This window comes from Streptomyces sp. NPDC002328, from assembly GCF_042890065.1.
Lineage (GTDB): Bacteria > Actinomycetota > Actinomycetes > Streptomycetales > Streptomycetaceae > Streptomyces.
This window is the reverse complement of sequence record NZ_JBIARQ010000001.1, coordinates 410,762-430,686: the sequence shown is the minus strand read 5'-3', so window position 1 is coordinate 430,686 and position 19,925 is coordinate 410,762. Positions and strand designations below refer to the sequence as shown.

19 protein-coding genes and 1 riboswitch are annotated in these 19,925 nt (G+C 69.5%); of the genes, 14 read left to right on the top strand and 5 right to left on the bottom strand.

The features are described 5' to 3' along the window. Positions 1–43: 43 nt before the first annotated feature. On the bottom strand, positions 44–253 hold the full coding sequence (locus ACFYX4_RS01965) for a hypothetical protein (protein WP_389324221.1): 210 nt from the start codon (positions 251–253) through the stop codon (positions 44–46). Between the two features lie 133 nt (positions 254–386). Between ACFYX4_RS01965 and ACFYX4_RS01960 the strand changes: the two genes are divergently transcribed. Then, positions 387–1,361, top strand: coding sequence for a carbohydrate kinase family protein (locus ACFYX4_RS01960; RefSeq protein ID WP_389324218.1), 975 nt, complete (start codon positions 387–389; stop codon positions 1,359–1,361). Positions 1,362–1,571: 210 nt separating this feature from the next. On the opposite strand, the gene ACFYX4_RS01955 is transcribed toward ACFYX4_RS01960, so the two are convergent. Further along, complete coding sequence (locus ACFYX4_RS01955; protein ID WP_389324215.1) at positions 1,572–2,951, bottom strand: cysteine desulfurase/sulfurtransferase TusA family protein; 1,380 nt, start codon at positions 2,949–2,951, stop codon at positions 1,572–1,574. Between the two features lie 285 nt (positions 2,952–3,236). Here ACFYX4_RS01955 and coxB point away from each other — a divergent pair, with 285 nt between their 5' ends. The 4 genes from coxB (at position 3,237) to ACFYX4_RS01935 (ending at position 7,783) form a co-directional block, all read left to right on the top strand. Beyond that, positions 3,237–4,229 carry a cytochrome c oxidase subunit II gene (gene coxB, locus ACFYX4_RS01950; RefSeq protein WP_389324212.1) on the top strand — a complete coding sequence of 331 codons (993 nt, stop codon included), beginning with the start codon at positions 3,237–3,239 and terminating at the stop codon, positions 4,227–4,229. Continuing rightward, positions 4,226–5,962: a cytochrome c oxidase subunit I gene (gene ctaD / locus ACFYX4_RS01945; RefSeq protein ID WP_389324209.1), complete on the top strand. Its 1,737-nt coding sequence runs from the start codon at positions 4,226–4,228 to the stop codon at positions 5,960–5,962. The genes coxB and ctaD overlap by 4 nt, the downstream gene beginning before the upstream one ends. Then, entirely contained in the window at positions 5,959–6,357 is a 399-nt protein-coding gene (locus ACFYX4_RS01940; RefSeq protein ID WP_389324206.1) for a cytochrome c oxidase subunit 4, read from the top strand. The genes ctaD and ACFYX4_RS01940 overlap by 4 nt, the downstream gene beginning before the upstream one ends. A 163-nt stretch (positions 6,358–6,520) precedes the next feature. After that, positions 6,521–7,783: an Ig-like domain-containing protein gene (locus ACFYX4_RS01935; RefSeq protein ID WP_389324203.1), complete on the top strand. Its 1,263-nt coding sequence runs from the start codon at positions 6,521–6,523 to the stop codon at positions 7,781–7,783. 10 nt (positions 7,784–7,793) lie between these two features. Here the strand turns inward: ACFYX4_RS01935 and ACFYX4_RS01930 are convergent, their stop codons facing one another. Next, a complete protein-coding gene (locus tag ACFYX4_RS01930; RefSeq protein WP_389324200.1) occupies positions 7,794–8,195 on the bottom strand; it encodes a hypothetical protein in 402 nt (133 codons plus the stop codon). Between the two features lie 179 nt (positions 8,196–8,374). Here ACFYX4_RS01930 and ACFYX4_RS01925 point away from each other — a divergent pair, with 179 nt between their 5' ends. The 6 genes from ACFYX4_RS01925 to ACFYX4_RS01900 all read left to right on the top strand — a co-directional run bounded on the left by ACFYX4_RS01925 (position 8,375) and on the right by ACFYX4_RS01900 (position 15,469). Then, positions 8,375–8,995: a heme-copper oxidase subunit III gene (locus ACFYX4_RS01925; protein ID WP_389324197.1), complete on the top strand. Its 621-nt coding sequence runs from the start codon at positions 8,375–8,377 to the stop codon at positions 8,993–8,995. 62 nt (positions 8,996–9,057) lie between these two features. Beyond that, complete coding sequence (locus tag ACFYX4_RS01920; RefSeq protein ID WP_389324194.1) at positions 9,058–9,870, top strand: c-type cytochrome; 813 nt, start codon at positions 9,058–9,060, stop codon at positions 9,868–9,870. Next, positions 9,867–10,934: a Rieske 2Fe-2S domain-containing protein gene (locus ACFYX4_RS01915; RefSeq protein ID WP_389324191.1), complete on the top strand. Its 1,068-nt coding sequence runs from the start codon at positions 9,867–9,869 to the stop codon at positions 10,932–10,934. The genes ACFYX4_RS01920 and ACFYX4_RS01915 overlap by 4 nt, the downstream gene beginning before the upstream one ends. Further along, positions 10,931–12,553, top strand: coding sequence for a cytochrome bc complex cytochrome b subunit (locus ACFYX4_RS01910; RefSeq protein WP_389324188.1), 1,623 nt, complete (start codon positions 10,931–10,933; stop codon positions 12,551–12,553). The genes ACFYX4_RS01915 and ACFYX4_RS01910 overlap by 4 nt, the downstream gene beginning before the upstream one ends. A 140-nt stretch (positions 12,554–12,693) precedes the next feature. Continuing rightward, positions 12,694–13,758, top strand: a complete 1,065-nt coding sequence (gene trpD, locus ACFYX4_RS01905) for an anthranilate phosphoribosyltransferase (RefSeq protein ID WP_389324185.1) — start codon at positions 12,694–12,696, stop codon at positions 13,756–13,758. Positions 13,759–13,847: 89 nt separating this feature from the next. Beyond that, positions 13,848–13,964: riboswitch (SAM riboswitch) on the top strand. 128 nt (positions 13,965–14,092) lie between these two features. Continuing rightward, positions 14,093–15,469: an aminotransferase class V-fold PLP-dependent enzyme gene (locus ACFYX4_RS01900; RefSeq protein ID WP_389324182.1), complete on the top strand. Its 1,377-nt coding sequence runs from the start codon at positions 14,093–14,095 to the stop codon at positions 15,467–15,469. A gap of 164 nt (positions 15,470–15,633) precedes the next feature. Here the strand turns inward: ACFYX4_RS01900 and ACFYX4_RS01895 are convergent, their stop codons facing one another. Both ACFYX4_RS01895 and ACFYX4_RS01890 read right to left on the bottom strand, forming a co-directional pair. Next, the gene (locus ACFYX4_RS01895; protein ID WP_358795271.1) at positions 15,634–15,915 is read right to left on the bottom strand and encodes an Lrp/AsnC ligand binding domain-containing protein; all 282 of its coding nucleotides are present in this window, start codon (positions 15,913–15,915) and stop codon (positions 15,634–15,636) included. Continuing rightward, positions 15,912–16,646 carry a rhomboid family intramembrane serine protease gene (locus ACFYX4_RS01890; RefSeq protein WP_389324179.1) on the bottom strand — a complete coding sequence of 245 codons (735 nt, stop codon included), beginning with the start codon at positions 16,644–16,646 and terminating at the stop codon, positions 15,912–15,914. The genes ACFYX4_RS01895 and ACFYX4_RS01890 overlap by 4 nt, the downstream gene beginning before the upstream one ends. 181 nt (positions 16,647–16,827) lie before the next feature. Between ACFYX4_RS01890 and ACFYX4_RS01885 the strand changes: the two genes are divergently transcribed. The 3 genes from ACFYX4_RS01885 to ACFYX4_RS01875 all read left to right on the top strand — a co-directional run bounded on the left by ACFYX4_RS01885 (position 16,828) and on the right by ACFYX4_RS01875 (position 19,691). Further along, the gene (locus ACFYX4_RS01885; protein ID WP_258780630.1) at positions 16,828–17,067 is read left to right on the top strand and encodes a hypothetical protein; all 240 of its coding nucleotides are present in this window, start codon (positions 16,828–16,830) and stop codon (positions 17,065–17,067) included. A 34-nt stretch (positions 17,068–17,101) separates the two neighbouring features. Continuing rightward, positions 17,102–18,445: an NYN domain-containing protein gene (locus tag ACFYX4_RS01880; protein WP_389324171.1), complete on the top strand. Its 1,344-nt coding sequence runs from the start codon at positions 17,102–17,104 to the stop codon at positions 18,443–18,445. Positions 18,446–18,656: 211 nt separating this feature from the next. After that, complete coding sequence (locus ACFYX4_RS01875; protein ID WP_389324168.1) at positions 18,657–19,691, top strand: NlpC/P60 family protein; 1,035 nt, start codon at positions 18,657–18,659, stop codon at positions 19,689–19,691. Positions 19,692–19,925 lie beyond the last annotated feature (234 nt).

Here is a 19,925-nt window from a genome sequence, read left to right as displayed (position 1 = left end):
AGCGCACGGTTCCCCCATGCGCCTCAACCGAAGAAAACCAGGTTCAGTTGCCGTACTCCGGCATCGCCTCCAGCAGGCGGGCCGACGCCGCCGGCACGGTCACCCCGTGGAGCAGGGAGAGCGGCACCGGCCGGGAGGCGATCCGCTCCGGGGCCGCCCAGTGCGGGGCCATCCGCGCGCAGTCGCCGCGCAGCGAGGCCAGGCCGCCGTCCAGGTCGGCCGGTGCGGGCGTGTGGACCTTGAGGTTCGTCATAGCGGCACCGTACGCACGGGGAACCGTGCGAAGAAAGATCTACTATCGGGTAGTTTCTGAGGCTTCGGTGGCGGCGGCCGACCCGGTAGCGTGAACTGTCAATCCCGCTCCCCACCACAGGAGAGTCCACGCCGTGCGCATCGCAGTCACCGGCTCCATCGCAACCGACCATCTCATGACGTTCCCCGGCCGCTTCGCCGACCAGCTCGTCGCGGACCAGCTTCACACGGTCTCGCTCTCCTTCCTGGTCGACAAGTTGGACGTGCGGCGCGGCGGGGTCGGCGCGAACATCGCCTTCGGCATGGGCCAGCTGGGCACCCAGCCGGTCCTGGTCGGCGCCGCGGGCTCCGACTTCGACGAGTACCGGGCCTGGCTGGACCGGCACGGCGTCGACACCGACTCGGTCCGTATCTCCGAGACCCTGCACACCGCCCGTTTCGTGTGCACGACGGACTCCGACCACAACCAGATCGGCTCGTTCTACACCGGCGCGATGAGCGAGGCCCGCCTCATCGAGCTGAAGACGGTCGCCGACCGCGTCGGCGGCCTCGACCTGGTCTTGATCGGCGCCGACGACCCGGAGGCGATGCTCCGCCACACCGAGGAGTGCCGCTCCCGGTCCATCCCCTTCGCCGCCGACTTCTCCCAGCAGATCGCCCGGATGAACGGCGAGGAGATCCGGATACTGCTGGACGGCGCGACGTACCTCTTCTCCAACGAGTACGAGAAGGGCCTCATCGAGTCCAAGACCGGCTGGAGCGACGAGGAGATCCTCGCCCGGGTCGGCCACCGCGTCACCACCCTCGGCTCGCGCGGCGTGCGCATCGAGCGGGCCGGCGAGAACCCGATCGAGGTCGGCTGCGCCGCCGAGGAGCGCAAGGCCGACCCGACCGGCGTGGGCGACGCCTTCCGCGCCGGCTTCCTCTCCGGCCTGGCCTGGAACGTCTCCCTGGAGCGCGCCGCCCAGATCGGCTGCATGCTGGCCACCCTCGTCATCGAGACGGTCGGCACCCAGGAGTACCAGCTGCGCCGCGGCCACTTCATGGACCGGTTCGCCCAGGCGTACGGCGACGAGGCCGCGGCGGAGGTGCGCAAGCATCTCGGCTGAGCGCCTGGCTCGGCGGTGCCGGGTGGGGTCGTCGGTTTGCTGCGGCAGCGTGGGGGCTGGTCGCGCCCACGCGGCGGAGCCGCATGTCGATACAGCCCCGCGCCCCTGCCCGGTATTGCCGAACCGCAGCTGACATCGCTCAGTCGGCTCAGCCACCCAACAAGCCTTCGGGCCGGCCACCCCGGTCGCCCCCCGCCGTCACCCCACCCGTCAGGAGAGCCGGCGAACCAGGTATGCCGTGCCTCGGTCCGCCGGCTCCTCGCCGGCGTACTCCTGGCCGCGCATCTCGCACCACGCCGGGATGTCCAGGCGGGCGGCCTCGTCGTCGGACAGGACGCGCACCGTCCCGCCGACGGGCACGTCCCCGATGACCTTCGCCAGTTCGATGACGGGGATCGGGCAGCGCTTCCCGAGGGCGTCGACGACCAGCTCGTCCTCCCGCAGGACGGCCGCCGGCGCGGACGGCGCCCCCAGCTTCTCCCGCACCCCCGCGACCGCCCCCGGCAGCACCGCGAGGAACCGTTCCACGTCCTCCTCCGCGGCCCCCGCCGGCAGCGACACCCGCACATTGCCCTCGCTCAGCACCCCCATCGCCCTCAGCACATGGCTGGGCGTCAGCGTGCTGCTGGTGCAGGACGAGCCGGACGACACGGAGAACCCCTCCTGGTCCAACTCGTGCAACAGCGCCTCCCCGTCGACGTAGAGACACGAGAACGTGACGGTCCCGGGCAGCCGCCGCCGTGGATCGCCGACCACCTCCACATCGGGCACCAGCTCCGGCACCCGGGTCCGGATCCGCTCCGTCAACTCCCGCAGCCGCGCCGCCTCGGCGGCCGCCTCCGCCCGCACCGCCCGCAGCGAGGCCGCCGCGGCGACGATCGCCGGCAGGTTCTCGAACCCGGCCGCCCGCCCCGACTCCCGCTCGTCCACCGGCCCCCGGGCCGCGAACCGCACCCCCTTGCGCACCGCGAGCAGCCCGACCCCCGACGGCCCGCCCCACTTGTGCGCACTCGCCGTCAGCAGCGACCAGGGCCCGGCCACCGGCCCCCACCCGAGCGACTGCGCCGCGTCCACCAGCAACGGCACCCCCGCCGCCCGGCACGCCTCGGCCACCTCCGCCACCGGCTGCTCGGTCCCCACCTCGTGGTTCGCGGACTGGAGACAGGCGAGCGCCGTGTCGGAGCGCAGCGCCTCCTCGTACGACTCCACGGTCACCGCCCCCGACCGCCGCACCGGAACCCGCGTCACGGTCCCGCCGTCCGCCTCGAACACCTCCGCCGAATGGAGCACCGAGGAATGTTCGACCGAGGACACGATCAGGTGGCGTCCGACCCGCCGCCGACCCGCCAGCGCCCCCGCGATCCCGCTGTGCACGGCACGGGTTCCGGACGAGGTGAACACCAACTCGTCCGCCCGGCACCCCACGGCCTCGGCCGCCGCCTCCCGAGCCGCGTCCAGCAGCAACCGAGCCCGCCGCCCTTCCCGATACAACCGCGAAGGATCGGCCCACCCTTCATCCAGAGCAGCCAACAGCGCCTGCCGGGCAACGGGATGGAGGGGAGCGGCGGAGGCCGCGTCAAAGTAGGACACACAGCAACGTTAAAAGAACGCCGGCGCACTGCACCCCTCAGGGGCGCGGGGCTGTGTTGATATGCGGCTCCGCCGCGTGGGCGCGACAAGCCACAGCGGATGCCGCACCCGCCAAACAAGCGAACCACCCGAGTGAGTAGGCACCCCTCCTGGAGAACCCCCGGAGGGCGTCGGCTAGGGTTTGGTCCGCATAAACATCCAAACCCCTGCCCGACGCAGGGCGGCGACCGACCAGCGAGAAGGCCGCAGCCAACAGCGCGGGCGAGACTCTCGGGAAGGCGCTACGTGAGTCCCAACGGCTCCGACCTCCCCCGCTGCCTGAAGGACGCGGGCGGTACCCCCACGCCGCGGCGCCCGATGCGGCGGAAGCTGCTGCAGGCACTGACCGCGGGACTGGTCCTTGCGACCGCAACCGGTTGCACATGGGAGGACTTCCCCCGCCTTGGCATGCCCACCCCGACCACGGAAGAGGCTCCGCGGATCCTCTCCCTGTGGCAGGGATCGTGGGCCGCCGCGCTCGCCGTTGGCGTGCTGGTGTGGGGCCTGATCCTGTGGAGTGCGATCTTCCACCGGCGCAGCCGGACCAAGGTCGAGGTACCTCCGCAGACCCGTTACAACATGCCCATCGAGGCCCTGTACACGGTGGTCCCGATCATCATCGTCTCGGTGCTGTTCTACTTCACCGCCCGTGACGAATCCAAGCTCCTCAGCCTGGAGAAGAAGCCCGACGTCACGGTCAACGTGGTCGGCTTCCAGTGGAGTTGGTGCTTCAACTACATCCAGAACGTCGACGGTTCCACCGGTGACGCGAAGACCGACGAGAACCTGGCCGCGATCCCGGACCGGTACAAGAAGGACTTCCCGGCCGACGCGGGCGGCGTCTACACCTGCGGCACCCCCGGTGAGCGGAACCCGCAGAACGGCAACCCCGGCCCGACCCTCTGGCTCCCGGAGGGCAAGACGGTCCGCTTCGTCCTGACCTCGCGGGACGTCATCCACTCCTTCTGGGTGGTGCCGTTCCTGATGAAGCAGGACGTCATCCCGGGCCACACCAACGCCTTCCAGGTGACCCCCAACAGGGAGGGCACCTTCATGGGCAAGTGCGCCGAGCTCTGCGGCGTCGACCACTCCCGGATGCTGTTCAACGTGAAGGTCGTCTCCCCCGAGCGTTACGAGCAGCACCTCAAGGACCTCGCCAAGAAGGGGCAGACCGGTTACGTTCCCGCGGGCATCGAGCAGACGAGCCACGAGAAGAACCGGGAGACGACAAACCTGTGAGCATCCTCAACGAACCCCAGGGTGCCGCGGCAGCAGGGTCCCACTACCAGGACGAGCTGCCGGTCCGGCGCCAGCGCCGTGGTGAAGTGGTCGTCAAGTGGCTGACCACGACTGACCACAAGACGATCGGCACGCTCTACCTCGCCACGTCGTTCATGTTCTTCATCATCGGCGGCGTGATGGCGCTCTTCATGCGCGCCGAGCTGGCCCGTCCGGGCCTGCAGATCATGTCGAACGAGCAGTTCAACCAGGCGTTCACGATGCACGGCACGATCATGCTGCTGATGTTCGCGACGCCGCTGTTCGCCGGCTTCGCGAACTGGATCATGCCGCTCCAGATCGGCGCGCCGGACGTGGCCTTCCCGCGGCTGAACATGTTCGCCTACTGGCTCTACCTGTTCGGCTCGCTCATCGCCGTCGCCGGGTTCCTCACGCCGAACGGCGCCGCCGACTTCGGCTGGTTCGCCTACGCCCCGCTGTCGGACGCGGTCCGCAGCCCCGGCATCGGCGCCGACATGTGGATCATGGGGCTGGCCTTCTCCGGCTTCGGCACCATCCTCGGCTCGGTCAACTTCATCACCACGATCATCTGCATGCGCGCCCCGGGCATGACGATGTTCCGCATGCCGATCTTCACCTGGAACGTCCTGCTGACCGGTGTCCTGGTCCTGCTGGCCTTCCCGGTCCTCGCGGCCGCGCTGTTCGCCCTGGAGGCGGACCGCAAGTTCGGCGCCCACGTCTTCGACGCGGCCAACGGCGGCGCGCTGTTGTGGCAGCACCTCTTCTGGTTCTTCGGACACCCAGAGGTGTACATCATCGCCCTGCCGTTCTTCGGCATCATCTCCGAGGTCATCCCGGTCTTCTCCCGCAAGCCGATGTTCGGCTACATGGGCCTGATCGCCGCGACGATCTCCATCGCCGGCCTGTCCGTGACCGTGTGGGCGCACCACATGTACGTGACGGGCGGTGTGCTGCTGCCGTTCTTCTCCTTCATGACGTTCCTCATCGCCGTCCCGACCGGCGTGAAGTTCTTCAACTGGATCGGCACGATGTGGAAGGGCAGCCTGTCCTTCGAGACGCCGATGCTCTGGGCCACCGGCTTCCTGATCACCTTCACCTTCGGTGGTCTGACCGGTGTCATCCTGGCCTCGCCGCCGATGGACTTCCACGTCTCCGACTCGTACTTCGTGGTGGCGCACTTCCACTACGTCGTCTTCGGCACCGTCGTCTTCGCGATGTTCTCCGGCTTCCACTTCTGGTGGCCGAAGTGGACCGGCAAGATGCTGGACGAGCGCCTCGGCAAGATCACCTTCTGGACGCTGTTCGTCGGCTTCCACGGCACCTTCCTGGTCCAGCACTGGCTGGGCGCCGAGGGCATGCCGCGCCGGTACGCCGACTACCTGGCGGCCGACGGCTTCACCGCCCTGAACACGATCTCGACGATCGCCTCGTTCGTCCTCGGTCTGTCGATCCTGCCGTTCATGTACAACGTGTGGAAGACGGCCAAGTACGGCAAGCCGGTCGGCGTCGACGACCCGTGGGGTTACGGCCGCTCCCTGGAGTGGGCGACCTCCTGCCCGCCGCCGCGGCACAACTTCCTCACCCTGCCGCGGATCCGCAGTGAATCCCCGGCGTTCGACCTGCACCACCCGGAGATCGCCGCGCTCGAGCAGCTGGAGCACGCCGACCACGGCACCGGCGCCATCGCGGGCAGCAAGGAGGCCGGCAAGTGAAGATCCAGGGCAAGATGTTCATCTGGCTGAGCGTCTTCGTCCTCGCCATGGCGGTCGTCTATGGCGTGTGGTCGAAGGAGCCGGCCGGCACCACGGCCCTCTTCCTGGCCTTCGGCCTGTGCATCATGGTCGGCTTCTACCTGGGCTTCACCGCCAAGCGGGTCGACACCGGCGCACAGGACAACAAGGACGCGGACGTCGCGGACGACGCCGGCGAGCTGGGCTTCTTCAGCCCGCACAGCTGGCAGCCGCTCTCCCTGGCCATCGGCGGCGCCCTCGCCTTCCTGGGGGTCGCGGTCGGCTGGTGGCTGCTGTACTTCTCCGCCCCGCTGGTCCTCATCGGCCTCTGGGGCTGGGTCTTCGAGTACTACCGCGGCGAGAACCGCACCCAGTAGCTCGCGCACCCTGGAGCACCCGCACCCCGCGGCACCCGCCGCACGCGGCACAGCCCGGACACTCCGTCAGGAGCGTCCGGGCTCCTGCGTTCGCCGCAACGAGCGTCACCCGTCCGTGTCTCCCAGCGCGCCACCGTTGACACGGCTCCCTAGCGTGATCCACATGAGCCACGCACCCCGCCCCCGCCCCCGCACCGTCGTCGGCTGCACACTGCTGGTGATAGCCCTGGCCGAGGGCGCCACCGCCTGCGGCTCGGACGACAACCCCCTCGCCTCGCGCCCGTACGACGCGACGGACCAGATCGCCTTCAACGGGCCCACCGGCGAAGCCGAGAAGGCCGACCCGGACAAGCCCCTGGAGATCACCGCGCGGGACGCCGACGGCCGCATCACGGACGTCACAGCCATGGACGCCGCCGGCCGCTACGTGGCGGGCGAGCTCTCCGCCGACGGCACCCGCTGGCACAGCACCGAGCCGCTCGCCGCCGATGCCCGCTACACGGTCCGCGTCAGCACCGAGGACGAGGACGGCGCCCCCGGCCGCCGCCTGCTGTCCTTCGTCACCGGCAAGCCGACCGACAAGAAGCGCCTGACGGTGGCCTTCGGCCCGCAGACGGGCACCTACGGCGTCGGCCAGCCCGTCACCGCGGAACTGAGCCAGGCCGTCAAGGACCCCGCCCAGCGCGCGATCGTCGAACGGGCCCTCAAGGTGGACTCCCAGCCCGCCGTGCAGGGCGGCTGGCACTGGGTGGACGACAAGAAGCTCCACTACCGCCCCCAGGACTACTGGCCCGCCCACACCACGATCCGCGTGCACAGCAACCTGGACGGCATAAAGATCGGCGACCGCCTCTGGGGCGGCGCCGGCAAGGACCTCGATCTCACCATCGGCGACCGCGTCATAGCCGTCACCGACGCGGCGACCCACACCCTGACCCTCGTCAAGAACGGCGAGGAGGTCAAGAAGCTGCCCGTCACCACCGGCAAGCCCGGCTTCGACACCCGCAACGGGATCAAGGTCGTCCTGGGCAAGGAGTACTACGTCCGCATGCGCGGCACCAGCATCGGCATCCCCGAGGGCTCCTCGGAGTCGTACGACCTGCCCGTCTACTACGCCACCCGCGTCACCTGGAGCGGCGAGTACGTGCACGCCGCCCCCTGGTCCGTCGGCTCCCAGGGATACGCCAACGTCAGCCACGGCTGCACCGGCATGAGCACCGCCAACGCCTCCTGGTTCTACGACAACGTCCGCCAGGGCGACGTCGTGCAGGTCGTCAACAGCAAGGGCCGCACGATGGAGACCTTCGGCAACGGCTTCGGCGACTGGAACGTCGACTGGAAGAAGTGGACCGAGGGCAGCGCGTTGACGTCCGGCGCGCACAAGAGCGTGCCGGACACGACCCGTCTGCGCCCCGCGGCCGTCTAGCCGGCGCCCCTCAGGCGCTCTGGAGCCGCTTCTCCCGCAGCAGCGCGGCCAGCGCCCCCGCGAACTCCACCGGCTCCACCGGCAGCGTCACCGCCGCGTCCGCCCGGCTCCACGTGGCCAGCCACGCGTCCTGCGGCCGTCCGATGAGCAGCAGCACCGGCGGGCAGCGGAACACCTCGTCCTTGATCTGCCGGCACAGCCCCATGCCCCCCATGGGCACGGCCTCCCCGTCCAGGACGACGACGTCGACACCGCCCTGGTCCAGTGTCCGCACGACCGCCTCGTGCGTCGCGCACTCGATGAACTCCACGACGGGCGAGTCCGGCGCGGGCCGCCGACCGGTCGCGAGCCGCACCTGCTCCCGGGTGCCTGAATCGTCGCTGTAGACCAGCACCGTGGCGGTCGCCTGCATGGTTCCTCCGCGTCATTGGAGTGGAACTTCGGGGTACCGATGGGGCGGATGCTACTCCCCCGACCACCCCGTCAACACCTGTCGGAACACCCCCGTGATGGGCCATACGGGCACTCCACACGGTACGGACACTCCGAACGGCACCCCCGGGAGTGAGGGCGAGATAAGCGACCGACATAATGTCGGTCGTGGCGACAGCAACGACAGTAGAAACCGGGCACGCGCACCCGTCGGTCAATCGGCCGAACCTCACCAGCGTCGGAACCATCATCTGGCTGAGCTCCGAGCTGATGTTCTTCGCGGCCCTCTTCGCGATGTACTTCACCCTGCGATCGGTGACGGGTCCCGAGTACTGGAAGGAGATGGCGCACCATCTCGACTTCCCGTTCTCGGCGACGAACACCACGATCCTGGTGCTCTCCTCTCTCACCTGCCAGCTCGGCGTGTTCGCCGCCGAGCGCGGTGACGTGAAGAAGCTCCGGATGTGGTTCATCGTCACGTTCGTGATGGGGGCGATCTTCATCGGCGGGCAGGTGTACGAGTACACCGAGCTGGTCAAGGAGGCGGGGCTCTCCCTGTCCTCCGGCCCCTACGGCTCGGTCTTCTACCTGACCACCGGCTTCCACGGCCTGCACGTGACGGGCGGTCTCATCGCCTTCCTGCTGGTCCTCGGACGCACCTACGCGGCCAGGAGGTTCACCCACGAGCAGGCGACCGCCGCGATCGTCGTGTCCTACTACTGGCACTTCGTCGACGTCGTCTGGATCGGCCTCTTCGCCACGATCTACATGATCAAGTAGCCGGGCCCGCACCCACACATCCAGAAGCATCGACGCAGAAGATCCTGACACCGGGGTAATCCGTGAAAAAGCTCTCCGCACGACGACGCCATCCGCTGGCGGCGCTCGTCGTCCTACTCCTCGCGCTGGCATGCACCGGGGGGCTGTACGCCGCGTTCGCACCCGCGAGCAAGGCGCAGGCAGATGAAACCGCCCAGTCCCTGGCCATCGACGAGGGCAAGAAGCTCTACGCCGTAGGCTGCGCCAGCTGCCACGGCACCGGCGGTCAGGGAACCTCCGACGGTCCGAGCCTCGTGGGCGTGGGCGCCGCGTCCGTCGACTTCCAGGTCGGCACCGGCCGCATGCCCGCGGCGACCTCCCAGGGCGCCCAGGTGCCGAAGAAGAAGGTCGTCTACTCGCAGGCCGAGATCGACCAGCTGGCCGCCTACATCGCCTCGCTCGGCGCCGGCCCGTCCGTCCCGACCGAGGCCGAGTACGGTCCGGAGGGCGCGGACATCGCCAAGGGCGGTGACCTGTTCCGCACCAACTGCGCGCAGTGCCACAACTTCACCGGCAAGGGCGGCGCCCTCACCCGAGGCAAGTACGCACCGACGCTCGAGGGCGTGGACCCGAAGCACATCTACGAGGCCATGCAGACCGGCCCGCAGAACATGCCCTCCTTCCCCGACACCACGCTGTCGGAGCAGAACAAGAAGGACATCATCGCGTACCTGAACGCGGTCAACGGAGATGAGACGGAGAGCCCCGGCGGTCTCGAACTGGGCGGCCTCGGGCCGGTCAGCGAGGGTCTGTTCGGCTGGATCTTCGGTCTCGGCGGACTGATCGCCGTCGCCGTGTGGGTCGCCGCCCGGACCGCAAAGGCCAAGAAGTCATGAGTAGCCAAGACATTCCAGAAGAGAACCTGCCCGCTGAGCAGGGCACCCACCACAGCGTGCACGGCGCGGTGAGCGTCGCGGACGAGCAGCACCCGTTCGCGGACCCGGGGCTGCCGCCCCACGAGCACCGGATGCAGGACGTCGACGAGCGGGCCGCCAAGCGGTCCGAGCGCGCGGTCGCCTTCCTGTTCACGCTGTCGATGCTGGCCACCGTCGGCTTCATCGCCGCGTACGTGACGATCCCGCACGACAAGTCGATCTTCGTGTTCCCGATCGGGCACATCAGCGCGATGAACTTCGCGCTGGGTCTGACGCTCGGCGCGGCCCTGTTCTGCATCGGCGCGGGCGCGGTCCACTGGGCCCGCACCCTGATGTCCGACGTGGAGGTCGCCGACGAGCGTCACCCGATCGAGGCGAGCCCCGAGGTCAAGGCCAAGGTCATGGCCGACTTCAAGCAGGGCGCCAAGGAGTCCGCGCTCGGCCGCCGCAAGCTGATCCGCAACACGATGTTCGGCGCGCTGGCCCTGTTCCCGCTCTCCGGCGTCGTGCTGCTGCGCGACCTCGGTCCGCTGCCCGGCGACAAGCTGCGCCACACGCTGTGGGCCAAGGGCAAGCTGCTCGTCAACATGAACACCAACGAGCCGCTGCGTCCCTCGGACGTCGCGGTCGGCTCCCTCACCTTCGCCAAGCCGGAGGGCCTGGAGGAGCACGACCACGACTTCCAGACCGAGATCGCCAAGGCCGCCCTGATGATCGTCCGGATCCAGCCGGCGGACATCAAGGACAAGCGCGAGCTCGAGTGGTCGCACGAGGGCATCGTGGCGTACTCGAAGATCTGCACCCACGTCGGTTGCCCGATCTCCCTGTACGAGCAGCAGACGCACCACGTGTTGTGCCCCTGCCACCAGTCCACCTTCGACCTGTCCGACGGTGCCCGAGTGATCTTCGGCCCGGCCGGTCACGCCCTGCCGCAGCTGCGCATCGGTGTGAACGACGAGGGCTACCTCGAGGCGCTCGGCGACTTCGCAGAGCCCGTCGGTCCTGCATTCTGGGAGCGCGGATGAGCAACAAGGACGACCGCCGCAAGGCGCCCGCAGGTGAGCGGGTCGCCGACTGGGCCGACGGCCGGCTGGGGATCTACTCCCTGGCCAAGGCCAACATGCGCAAGATCTTCCCGGACCACTGGTCCTTCATGCTGGGTGAGATCTGCCTCTACAGCTTCATCATCATCATCCTCACGGGTGTGTATCTGACGCTGTTCTTCCACCCGTCGATGAACGAGGTGGAGTACCACGGCTCCTACGTCCCGCTCCAGGGACAGCTGATGTCCGAGGCCTTCAACTCGACCATGCACATCTCCTTCGATGTGCGCGGTGGTCTGCTGATCCGGCAGATCCACCACTGGGCCGCGGTCATCTTCCTCGCCGGCATGTTCGTGCACATGATGCGCGTCTTCTTCACCGGCGCGTTCCGCAAGCCGCGTGAGATCAACTGGCTGTTCGGCTTCCTGCTGTTCGTCCTGGGCATGTTCACCGGTTTCACCGGCTACTCGCTCCCGGACGACCTGCTCTCCGGCACCGGTGTCCGCTTCACGCAGGGCGCGATCCTGTCCGTGCCGATCGTCGGCACGTACATCTCGATGTTCCTGTTCGGCGGGGAGTTCCCGGGCGGCGACTTCGTCGCGCGGTTCTACTCGATCCACATTCTGCTGCTGCCGGGCATCATGCTCGGGCTCGTGGTCGGCCACCTGATCCTGGTCTTCTACCACAAGCACACGCAGTTCGCGGGCCCCGGCCGCACCAACAAGAACGTCGTCGGCATGCCGCTGCTGCCGGTCTACATGGCCAAGGCCGGAGGCTTCTTCTTCCTGGTCTTCGGCGCCATCGCGGCCATCGCCGGTATCGCGTCCATCAACCCGATCTGGGTGCTCGGCCCCTACCGTCCGGACCAGGTGTCCACCGGCGCCCAGCCCGACTGGTACATGGGCTTCGCCGAGGGTCTGATCCGCGCCATGCCGGGCTGGGAGATCAACTTCTGGGGTCACACGCTCGTCCTGGGCGTGTTCGTCCCGCTGGTGCTCTTCGGTCTGTTCCTCGGCGTGATCGCGCTCTACCCGTTCATCGAGTCCTGGATCACCGGCGACAAGCGCGAGCACCACATCCTGGACCGTCCGCGCAACGCCCCGACCCGTACGGCCTTCGGCGTCGCCTGGATCACCGGCTACATGATCATGCTGATCGGCGGTGGCAACGACATCGTCGCCACCCACTTCCACCTGTCGATCAACGCGGTCACCTGGTTCGTCCGGATCGGCTTCTTCGCCGGACCGGTGCTCGCCTTCGTGGTCACCAAGCGGATCTGCCTCGGCCTTCAGCGCCGCGACAAGGACAAGGTGCTGCACGGTCGGGAGACCGGCACCATCAAGCGCCTGCCGCACGGTGAGTTCATCGAGGTGCACGAGCCGCTCAGCCAGGAGGCCCTGTACACGCTCACCGCGCACGAGCAGTACCAGCCCGCCGAGATCGGCCCCACGGTCGACGAGAACGGCGTCGAGCGCAAGGTGAAGCGTTCCGAGAAGGTCCGCGCCAAGCTCAGCAAGGCGTACTACGGCGAGGAGAACCAGATCGCCAAGCCGACCGTCGAGGAGTACCGGGAGATCACGAGCGGCCACGGCCACCACTGATCACTGCGTCGCCACACCACACTGAAGGGCCCCGTCCGGTGTTCGGACGGGGCCCTTCGGCGTGCCGTCCGGCTGGATAGGGTGGGATCACAACTCTCTTACGGGAGTTCCCCTCTCGTACGACACCCAGGAGCGGCCATATGAGCGCTGTGCACCCCGCTGGAGGCGACACCGCGGCGGGCCGCTCCTGGCCCGGACTGCTGAACGGCCTACTGGAGGGCCGCGACCTCACCGCGGACGACACCGCCTGGGCGATGGACCTGATCATGCGCGGCGAGGCCACCGACGCGCAGATCGCCGGGTTCGCGGTGGCGCTGCGCGCCAAGGGCGAGACCGTCGAGGAGATCACCGGTCTGGTGCGCACGATGTACCGGCACGCGAACGTGATCGAGGTGCCCGGCCGGACCGTCGACATCGTCGGCACCGGTGGCGACGGCGCGAAGACGGTGAACATCTCCACCATGTCGTCGATCGTCATCGCCGGCACGGGCGCGAAGGTCGTCAAGCACGGCAACCGGGCCGCGTCCTCCGCGTCCGGCGCCTCGGACGTCCTGGAGAAGCTCGGCGTCAATCTGGAACTGACCCCGAAGCGGGTGGCCGAGGTGGCCGAGGAGGCCGGCATCACCTTCTGCTTCGCCATCAAGTTCCATCCGGCGCTGCGTCATGTCGCCGCGGCCCGCGGCCAGTTGGGCATCCGCACCACCTTCAACGCGCTGGGTCCGCTGACCAACCCGGCGAAGGTGAAGGCCCAGGCGGTGGGCGTCGCCGATCCGCGGATGGCCCCGCTCATCGCCGGCGTCTTCGCCGAACGCGGCAACTCCTCCCTGGTGTTCCGCGGCGACGACGGCTTCGACGAGCTGACGACGACGTCGACTTCACGGGTCTGGGTCGTCCGCGACGGCAAGGTCACCGAGGAGACATTCGACCCGCGGGACGTGGGCATCGAGCTGGTCCCCGTGGAGGCGCTGCGCGGCGCGGACCCCTCGTACAACGCGGAGGTCGCGCGCCGGCTGCTGGAGGGCGAGACGGGCCCCGTCCGGGACGCCGTGCTGCTGAACTCCGCGGCGGCGCTGGTGGCGCTGGACCCGACGGACGCCCCGCTGACCGAGCAGATCCGGGCCGGCATGGAGAAGGCGGCCCGGTCCGTCGACTCCGGCGCGGCCAAGCAGGCGCTGGAGCGCTGGGTGGCGGCGAGCAACGCGTAAGACCCCTCTCCAGAGGGGGGATGGGGCGCGGTCCCGCGATCCGGACAGGAGTTGCGGGACCGCGAACGCATCACGTACGTTCCTGTCCAGGTCATGAGTGACAGTCATGAGGCCCCGGCCGACTGTCCGGCAACCCTCCGTCCGTGGCGGGGTGCCCCGGGTGAAGACCAGGCCGTGCACAGCAAGGTGCGCGGCAAGCGCGGATCCCTCTCGCAACCAGGGATCCTGGTCGTCGAGGAGTCTCCCGTGAGCAAGCGAATGCGTTAGGGCGCCGAGCCCCGCCTCCGCACACCCTCTCTCACTCTTTTCCCTTCTGTCTCACGGGAGTTCCGCCATGTCCGTCTCCACCACCGCCCTCGCCCCGTCGGTTTGTTCCCCGCTGCCCGTTCTGGGCCGGGATGTCACCGTCCCGCTCGTCACGGGCGGCGAAGTCACCTACGCGGCGCTCGACTACGCGGCCAGCGCCCCCGCCCTCCAGCGCGTCTGGGACGACGTGGCGGCCTACGCCCCGTACTACGGCAGCGTCCACCGCGGCGCCGGCTACCTCTCCCAGCTCTCCACCGACCTGTTCGAGAACGCCCGCCGGACGGTCGCCGAGTTCCTCGACTGCCGCGCCGACGACCAGCTGGTCTTCACCCGCTCCACCACCGACTCCCTGAACCTCCTCGCCGCCGCGCTGCCCGCCGACTGCCAGGTCTTCGTCTTCGAGACCGAGCACCACGCCAGCCTGCTGCCCTGGAAGGACGCCCGCGTCACCTACCTCGACGCCCCGCGCACCCCCGGCCAGGCCGTCGAGACCCTGGAGCGCGCCCTCGCCGCCCGCACGGTGTCGACCGAGGGGGGCCACGGCCCCGCCCTGGTCTGCGTCACCGGCGCCTCCAACGTCACCGGCGAGCTGTGGCCCGTGCGCGAGCTGGCCGCCGCGGCCCACGCGCACGGCGCCCGCATCGTCCTCGACGCCGCCCAGCTGGCCCCCCACCACCCGGTCTCCGTCCGTGACCTGGACGTCGACTGGATCGCCTTCTCCGGCCACAAGCTGTACGCCCCGTTCGGCACCGGCGTCCTCGCCGGCCGCGCCGACTGGCTGCGCGCGGCCGAGCCGTACCTCGCGGGCGGCGGCGCGAGCCGCAAGGTCACCCGGCGCGAGGACGGGGGAGTGGACGTGGAGTGGCACGAGGGCGCCGCCCGCCACGAGGCCGGCTCCCCGAACGTCATCGGCGCCTACTCCATCGCGTCGGCCTGCAAGGCCCTCACCGAGGCCGGCTTCGACGCGCTGGTCGCCCGCGAGCGCCACCTGATCGACAAGGTGCGGACGGGCCTGGCCGACGTCCCGGAGGTCCGGATCCTCTCCCTCTTCGGCGACGACGCCCCGCGGGTCGGCGTCATCTCCTTCGTCGTCGAGGGCTGGAACAGCTCCCACTTCGCCGCCGCCCTCTCCGCCGAGTACGGCATCGGCGTCCGCGACGGCCTCTTCTGCGCCCACCCCCTGGTCCGCACCCTGCTGGGCAGCGCCCCCGAGACGCAGGGCGAGTGCGGCGCCCCCGAGGCGGCCCCCGGCGAGAAGTCCCTCAACGCCATCCGCGTGAGCTTCGGCGCGGGCACCCCCGACGAGCACGTGGACCGTTTCGTGGGCGCGGTGAAGGAACTGGTGACCCAGGGCGCGAAGTGGCAGTACAGGACGGAAGACGGCCGCTGCGTCCCGGCGGTGTGAGCGATTTCGCCCGCCGGCGACCTCGCTGTCCGAGCGCCCTCGGGGGCACCCCCAGGGGCGCGGGGCTGTGTCGATATGCGGCTCCGCCGCGTGGGCGCGACAAGCCACCGCGAACCCGCAGACGCACGAAGCACCCGCGCCCCGCAGACGCCTAGGCGACCACCTCAGGAGTCCAGCCCGATCGCAAAAGCCGCCTCGAGGTCATGCTGCGAGTACGTACGGAAAGCGACGTGAGTGTCCGTCCCCAGAACACCGGGGATCTTGCTGATCCGCCCGGGGATCACCTCGGCGAGGTCCTCGTGCTGCCGCACCCGCACCATGGCGATCAGGTCGTACGTCCCGGTCACGGAGAACACCTCGCTCACGGACTCCAGCGAAGCGATCGACTCCGCGATCTCGGGGATCCGGTCCACGCTGGTCTTGATGAGGACGATCGCGGTGATCACGGCTGGTTCTCTCCCTCGGGGGCCGGAGCTGGGGCGGCCTTCACTGTAGTCGGCCCGTTGAACCGGGCCCACGCGTAGCCGAAGCCCAGGCCGAACCCCATCAGATGCGCGAGGTAGGCCACGCCCGGCCCCTGCCCGGCCCGCCCCGCCGCCAGCCATTGCAGCGCCGCCCAGAACGGCAGCACCACCCAGGCCGGGAAACGCAGCGGCAGGAAGAAGAGGAACGGCAGGAGACTGGTCACCCGCGCTCTGGGAAACAGGTAGAGGAACCCGCCGAGGACCGCCGAGATCGCCCCGGACGCCCCCACCAGGGGCTGCTCGGAGCCGGCGTTGGCGGCGGCGTAGCCCGCGAGGGCCAGGCAGCCGCAGCACAGGTAGAAGAGCGTGAACTGGACGCGGCCCATCCGGTGCTCGGCCATGGCCCCGAAGACGTAGAGGAAGAGCATGTTGCCCAGCAGGTGCACCCAGGTGCCGTGGACGAACAGCGCCGTGGCCGGGGTGAGGAGCGCGCGGGGGGAGCCGTCGAACAGGTCGGCGGGGATCACGCCCCAGCGGCGGAAGTAGGCCCGTTGCGCGGCCTCCAGCTCCTCGCCGGCGCCGTACGCGGGATGGAGGCCGGAGGCCGGGCCGATCGCGAAGAGCAGACAGCACAGGGCGATCAGTCCGTACGTCACCGGCGCGGAGGGGTGCCGGATCGCTCGGTCCAGGGCCCCGTTCCAGTCGCTGATCATGGACACAGAGCATGACGTAACGGGACGGACTCCCCCCTCTCGCCTCGCCGCCGTGGACGGATGGGCGGCGAGTACCCGCCAGGCCGTAGGGTTACGAGCCACACGCACAGGGTGCCCGCCGGGCGTCCGGTGGGTGCCGGAGAAGCGGAAGACCGACACTAGAAGGAAGCGGACAGTCACGATGACGGTTCCCCTGCCGACCGCCACGACGCGGTGGCGCTGCACGCTGTGCGGCAACCTCACCCGGTTCGATGTGACGCGCTCGTCGAAGGTCGTCGAGTACGTGCACCTCGATCTGGCCGGTGAGCCGGACGTCGAGGAGCGCGAGGTGGTCAGTGAGACCATCGAGTCGGTGCGGTGCCGTTGGTGCAACGCCGTGGACCAGGTGGAACTCGTGGACAGGCCGGGCGCCGGCTCCTGAGGAGCGGGCCCGCACAGCTAGTGGGGTGTGACGGATGGTGGAGAGCGCAGGCGGGGGGCCGGGCGACGGCGCCGCTGAGGTGCTCGACCGTCCGCTGCCCGACGGCGTGCGCCGCCGGGTCGTGCAGATCGTCTCGGACGGTTTCGGCGGGCTGACCGTCGGTGAACTGCCCGCCCAGTTGCGGCAGTACGCCCGGTTCGCCCCGAACCGCCGGGCCAAGTTCGCGGGCAACGCGATGGCCGCCGCGCTGGAGACGGATCCGCTGTTCCGGCAGCGCATCGCGGAGAAGTTCAGAGAGGCGCAGCCGGAACTCGCGGGCGCCCTCGACTCCGGCTCGCCGCCCCCGGCCGCGGATCCGCTCGATGTGGCGGCCGCGGCCTATGTGCTGCGGCCCACCGGCTGGGTGAAGCTGGTGACGGCCGCCGGCGAGGAGGCGCAGCGCGCGGACGCCGAGCGGGCCGACGAGGAGAGCCGCGCGGAACTGGAGCGGCTGCGGGAGGAGCTCGAGCAGGCCCGTGACCACACCCGGGCCGAGACCGAGCGGCTGCGCGCCGAGCTGGACGCGGCGAAGAGGGAAGCGGAATCGCTTCACCGCAAGCTGCGTTCGGCCCTCAGCGATGTCAAGCGCGGTGAGGCGGCGCTGCGCAAGCTGCACGGCGAGATGGAGTCCGTGCGCGGCGAGGGCCAGGCGCAGGTGTCCGCCGCGGAGAGCGAGTCACGGCGGCTGAAGGCCCGGCTCGGTGAGGCGGAGGCCGCCCTGGAGGCCGCCCGGCGGGCGGCGCGCGAGGGGCGCAGCGTCGAGGACATGCGCGTACGGCTGCTGCTGGACACCGTGCTGGACGCGGCCCAAGGGCTGCGCAGGGAACTGGCGTTGCCGCCGGTGTCGGTCCGTCCGGCGGAGACCGTGGACGCGGTCGAACCGGGACGAATGACCCCGAAGGACATTGCCGCGCGCGCGTTGTCGGAGAACGACCCGGCGATCCTGGACCAGTTGCTCGCCCTGCCGCAGGCCCATCTCGTGGTCGACGGCTACAACGTCACCAAGACCGGCTATCCCCAGATGCCGCTGGAGAAGCAGCGGCTGCGGCTGCTCGGGCAGCTCTCGCAGCTCGCCGCGCAGACCGGCGCCGAGGTCACCTGCGTCTTCGACGGAGCCGAACTGGCCGCGCCGGTGCTGCTGGCGCCGCCGCGCGGGGTGCGGGTGCTGTTCTCCAAGCCGGGCGTCACCGCCGACGAGCTGATCCGCCAGCTGGTGCGCGCCGAGCCGCCGGGCCGGCCGGTCATCGTCGTCTCCACCGACCGCGAGGTGGCCGACGGGGTCGCCAAGGCGGGGGCGCGTCCTGTCGCTTCTGCGGTACTCCTGAAGCGACTGACCTGAACGTCAACGTACAGGTTTAATGCCCGAATTGGCGCAATCGTTACGCAACGTAGTGTCAATCGGACATCACTGCACGTGAATTGAGTGTAAAGAATGCGGTGCGTAGCCGAGATTTTTTGCCCGAGGATTTGAAGTGATCACGGGAGGGTCACTAGGGTCTGCCTTCGAACCTCCACACGGGTGATCCCTCTCAAGAAGGAGTTCGTCCTCAGTGGCGTCCCACCGTCGACCCAAGCAGCCGAGCCGCGCACGCGTCACCGTGCTGACCACCGCGGCCGCCGCCGCTGTCGCGCTGAGCTCGCAGGCGGCCAACGCCGCCCCCAGCGAGAAGCCCACCAAGGACGAGGTCAAGGCCAAGGTCGACACGCTCTACGAGCAGGCCGAGCAGGCCACCGAGAAGTTCAACGGGGCCAAGGAGAAGCAGGAGAAGCTCCAGAAGGAGATCTCCACGATCCAGGACAACGTCGCCCGTGGCCAGGAGGAGCTCAACGAGCTGCGCGACAGCATAGGTCTCGCCGCCGCCGCCCAGTACCGCACCGGCACCATCGACTCCTCCCTCCAGCTCTTCCTGTCGTCCGACCCCGACGACTACCTGGACAAGGCCTCCACGGCCGACCAGCTCAGCGCCCAGCAGGTCGAGGCGCTGAAGAAGATCCAGGACAAGCAGCGCGAACTCGCCCAGGACCGCGCCGAGGCGTCCGAGAAGCTCAAGGACCTCGCCTCCACCCGGACCGAGCTGGGCAAGAAGAAGAAGGAAGTCCAGGGCAAGCTGGCCGAGGCGCAGAAGCTCCTCAACACGCTGACGGCCAAGGAGAAGTCCGACCTGGCCGCCGCCGACGCCCGCGCCAGCCGCGACGCCGGCGAGCGCGTCGACCTCGGCAACACCGCCCCCGCCTCGGGCCGCGCCATGGCCGCCTTCCAGGCAGCCCAGGGCAAGATCGGCACCCCGTACGTCTACGGCGCGACCGGCCCCTCCTCGTTCGACTGCTCGGGCCTGACCTCCTGGGCCTTCGCCCAGGCCGGCGTCAAGATCCCGCGCATCTCGCAGGACCAGGCCAACGCGGGCACCCGGATCTACTCGCAGTCCGACCTCAAGGTCGGCGACCTGGTCATCTTCTACGGCGACCTGCACCACGTCGGCTTCTACGCGGGCAACGGCCAGGTGCTGCACGCCCCGCGCACCGGCACGGTCGTGCGCTACGAGTCGATCAACAACATGCCGTTCCAGTTCGGCGTCCGGATCTGAGGCGTCTCCTCTCCCGAGGCGACTCCTCGTCTTAGGCGTCTCCCTCAAGATCACGACACCGTGCCGCCCGAACGGGCGAATCACCACGACGTGAACTGACCCCGCACCCCGCCCATGACCTGCGTCAGAGGCGGGGTGTCACGTTGTGTGCCCGCGGAGGTCTTTGGCCCGCCCCCGGTGGCGGGGCTACTGTCGGCCGCGTTTCCTCGTCCGCCAGTGGAAGGAGCGCGGCTT

What these genes read in the sequence shown, in the direction of transcription:
- ACFYX4_RS01885 (WP_258780630.1), top strand. Translation starts at nt 16,828, where the DNA reads ATGACGGTTCCCCTGCCGACCGCCACGACGCGGTGGCGCTGCACGCTG.
- ACFYX4_RS01890 (WP_389324179.1), bottom strand. Translation starts at nt 16,646, where the DNA reads ATGATCAGCGACTGGAACGGGGCCCTGGACCGAGCGATCCGGCACCCC.
- ACFYX4_RS01935 (WP_389324203.1), top strand. Translation starts at nt 6,521, where the DNA reads ATGAGCCACGCACCCCGCCCCCGCCCCCGCACCGTCGTCGGCTGCACA.
- ACFYX4_RS01880 (WP_389324171.1), top strand. Translation starts at nt 17,102, where the DNA reads ATGGTGGAGAGCGCAGGCGGGGGGCCGGGCGACGGCGCCGCTGAGGTG.
- ACFYX4_RS01925 (WP_389324197.1), top strand. Translation starts at nt 8,375, where the DNA reads ATGTCGGTCGTGGCGACAGCAACGACAGTAGAAACCGGGCACGCGCAC.
- trpD (WP_389324185.1), top strand. Translation starts at nt 12,694, where the DNA reads ATGAGCGCTGTGCACCCCGCTGGAGGCGACACCGCGGCGGGCCGCTCC.
- ACFYX4_RS01965 (WP_389324221.1), bottom strand. Translation starts at nt 253, where the DNA reads ATGACGAACCTCAAGGTCCACACGCCCGCACCGGCCGACCTGGACGGC.
- ACFYX4_RS01915 (WP_389324191.1), top strand. Translation starts at nt 9,867, where the DNA reads ATGAGTAGCCAAGACATTCCAGAAGAGAACCTGCCCGCTGAGCAGGGC.
- ACFYX4_RS01910 (WP_389324188.1), top strand. Translation starts at nt 10,931, where the DNA reads ATGAGCAACAAGGACGACCGCCGCAAGGCGCCCGCAGGTGAGCGGGTC.
- ACFYX4_RS01930 (WP_389324200.1), bottom strand. Translation starts at nt 8,195, where the DNA reads ATGCAGGCGACCGCCACGGTGCTGGTCTACAGCGACGATTCAGGCACC.
- ACFYX4_RS01900 (WP_389324182.1), top strand. Translation starts at nt 14,093, where the DNA reads ATGTCCGTCTCCACCACCGCCCTCGCCCCGTCGGTTTGTTCCCCGCTG.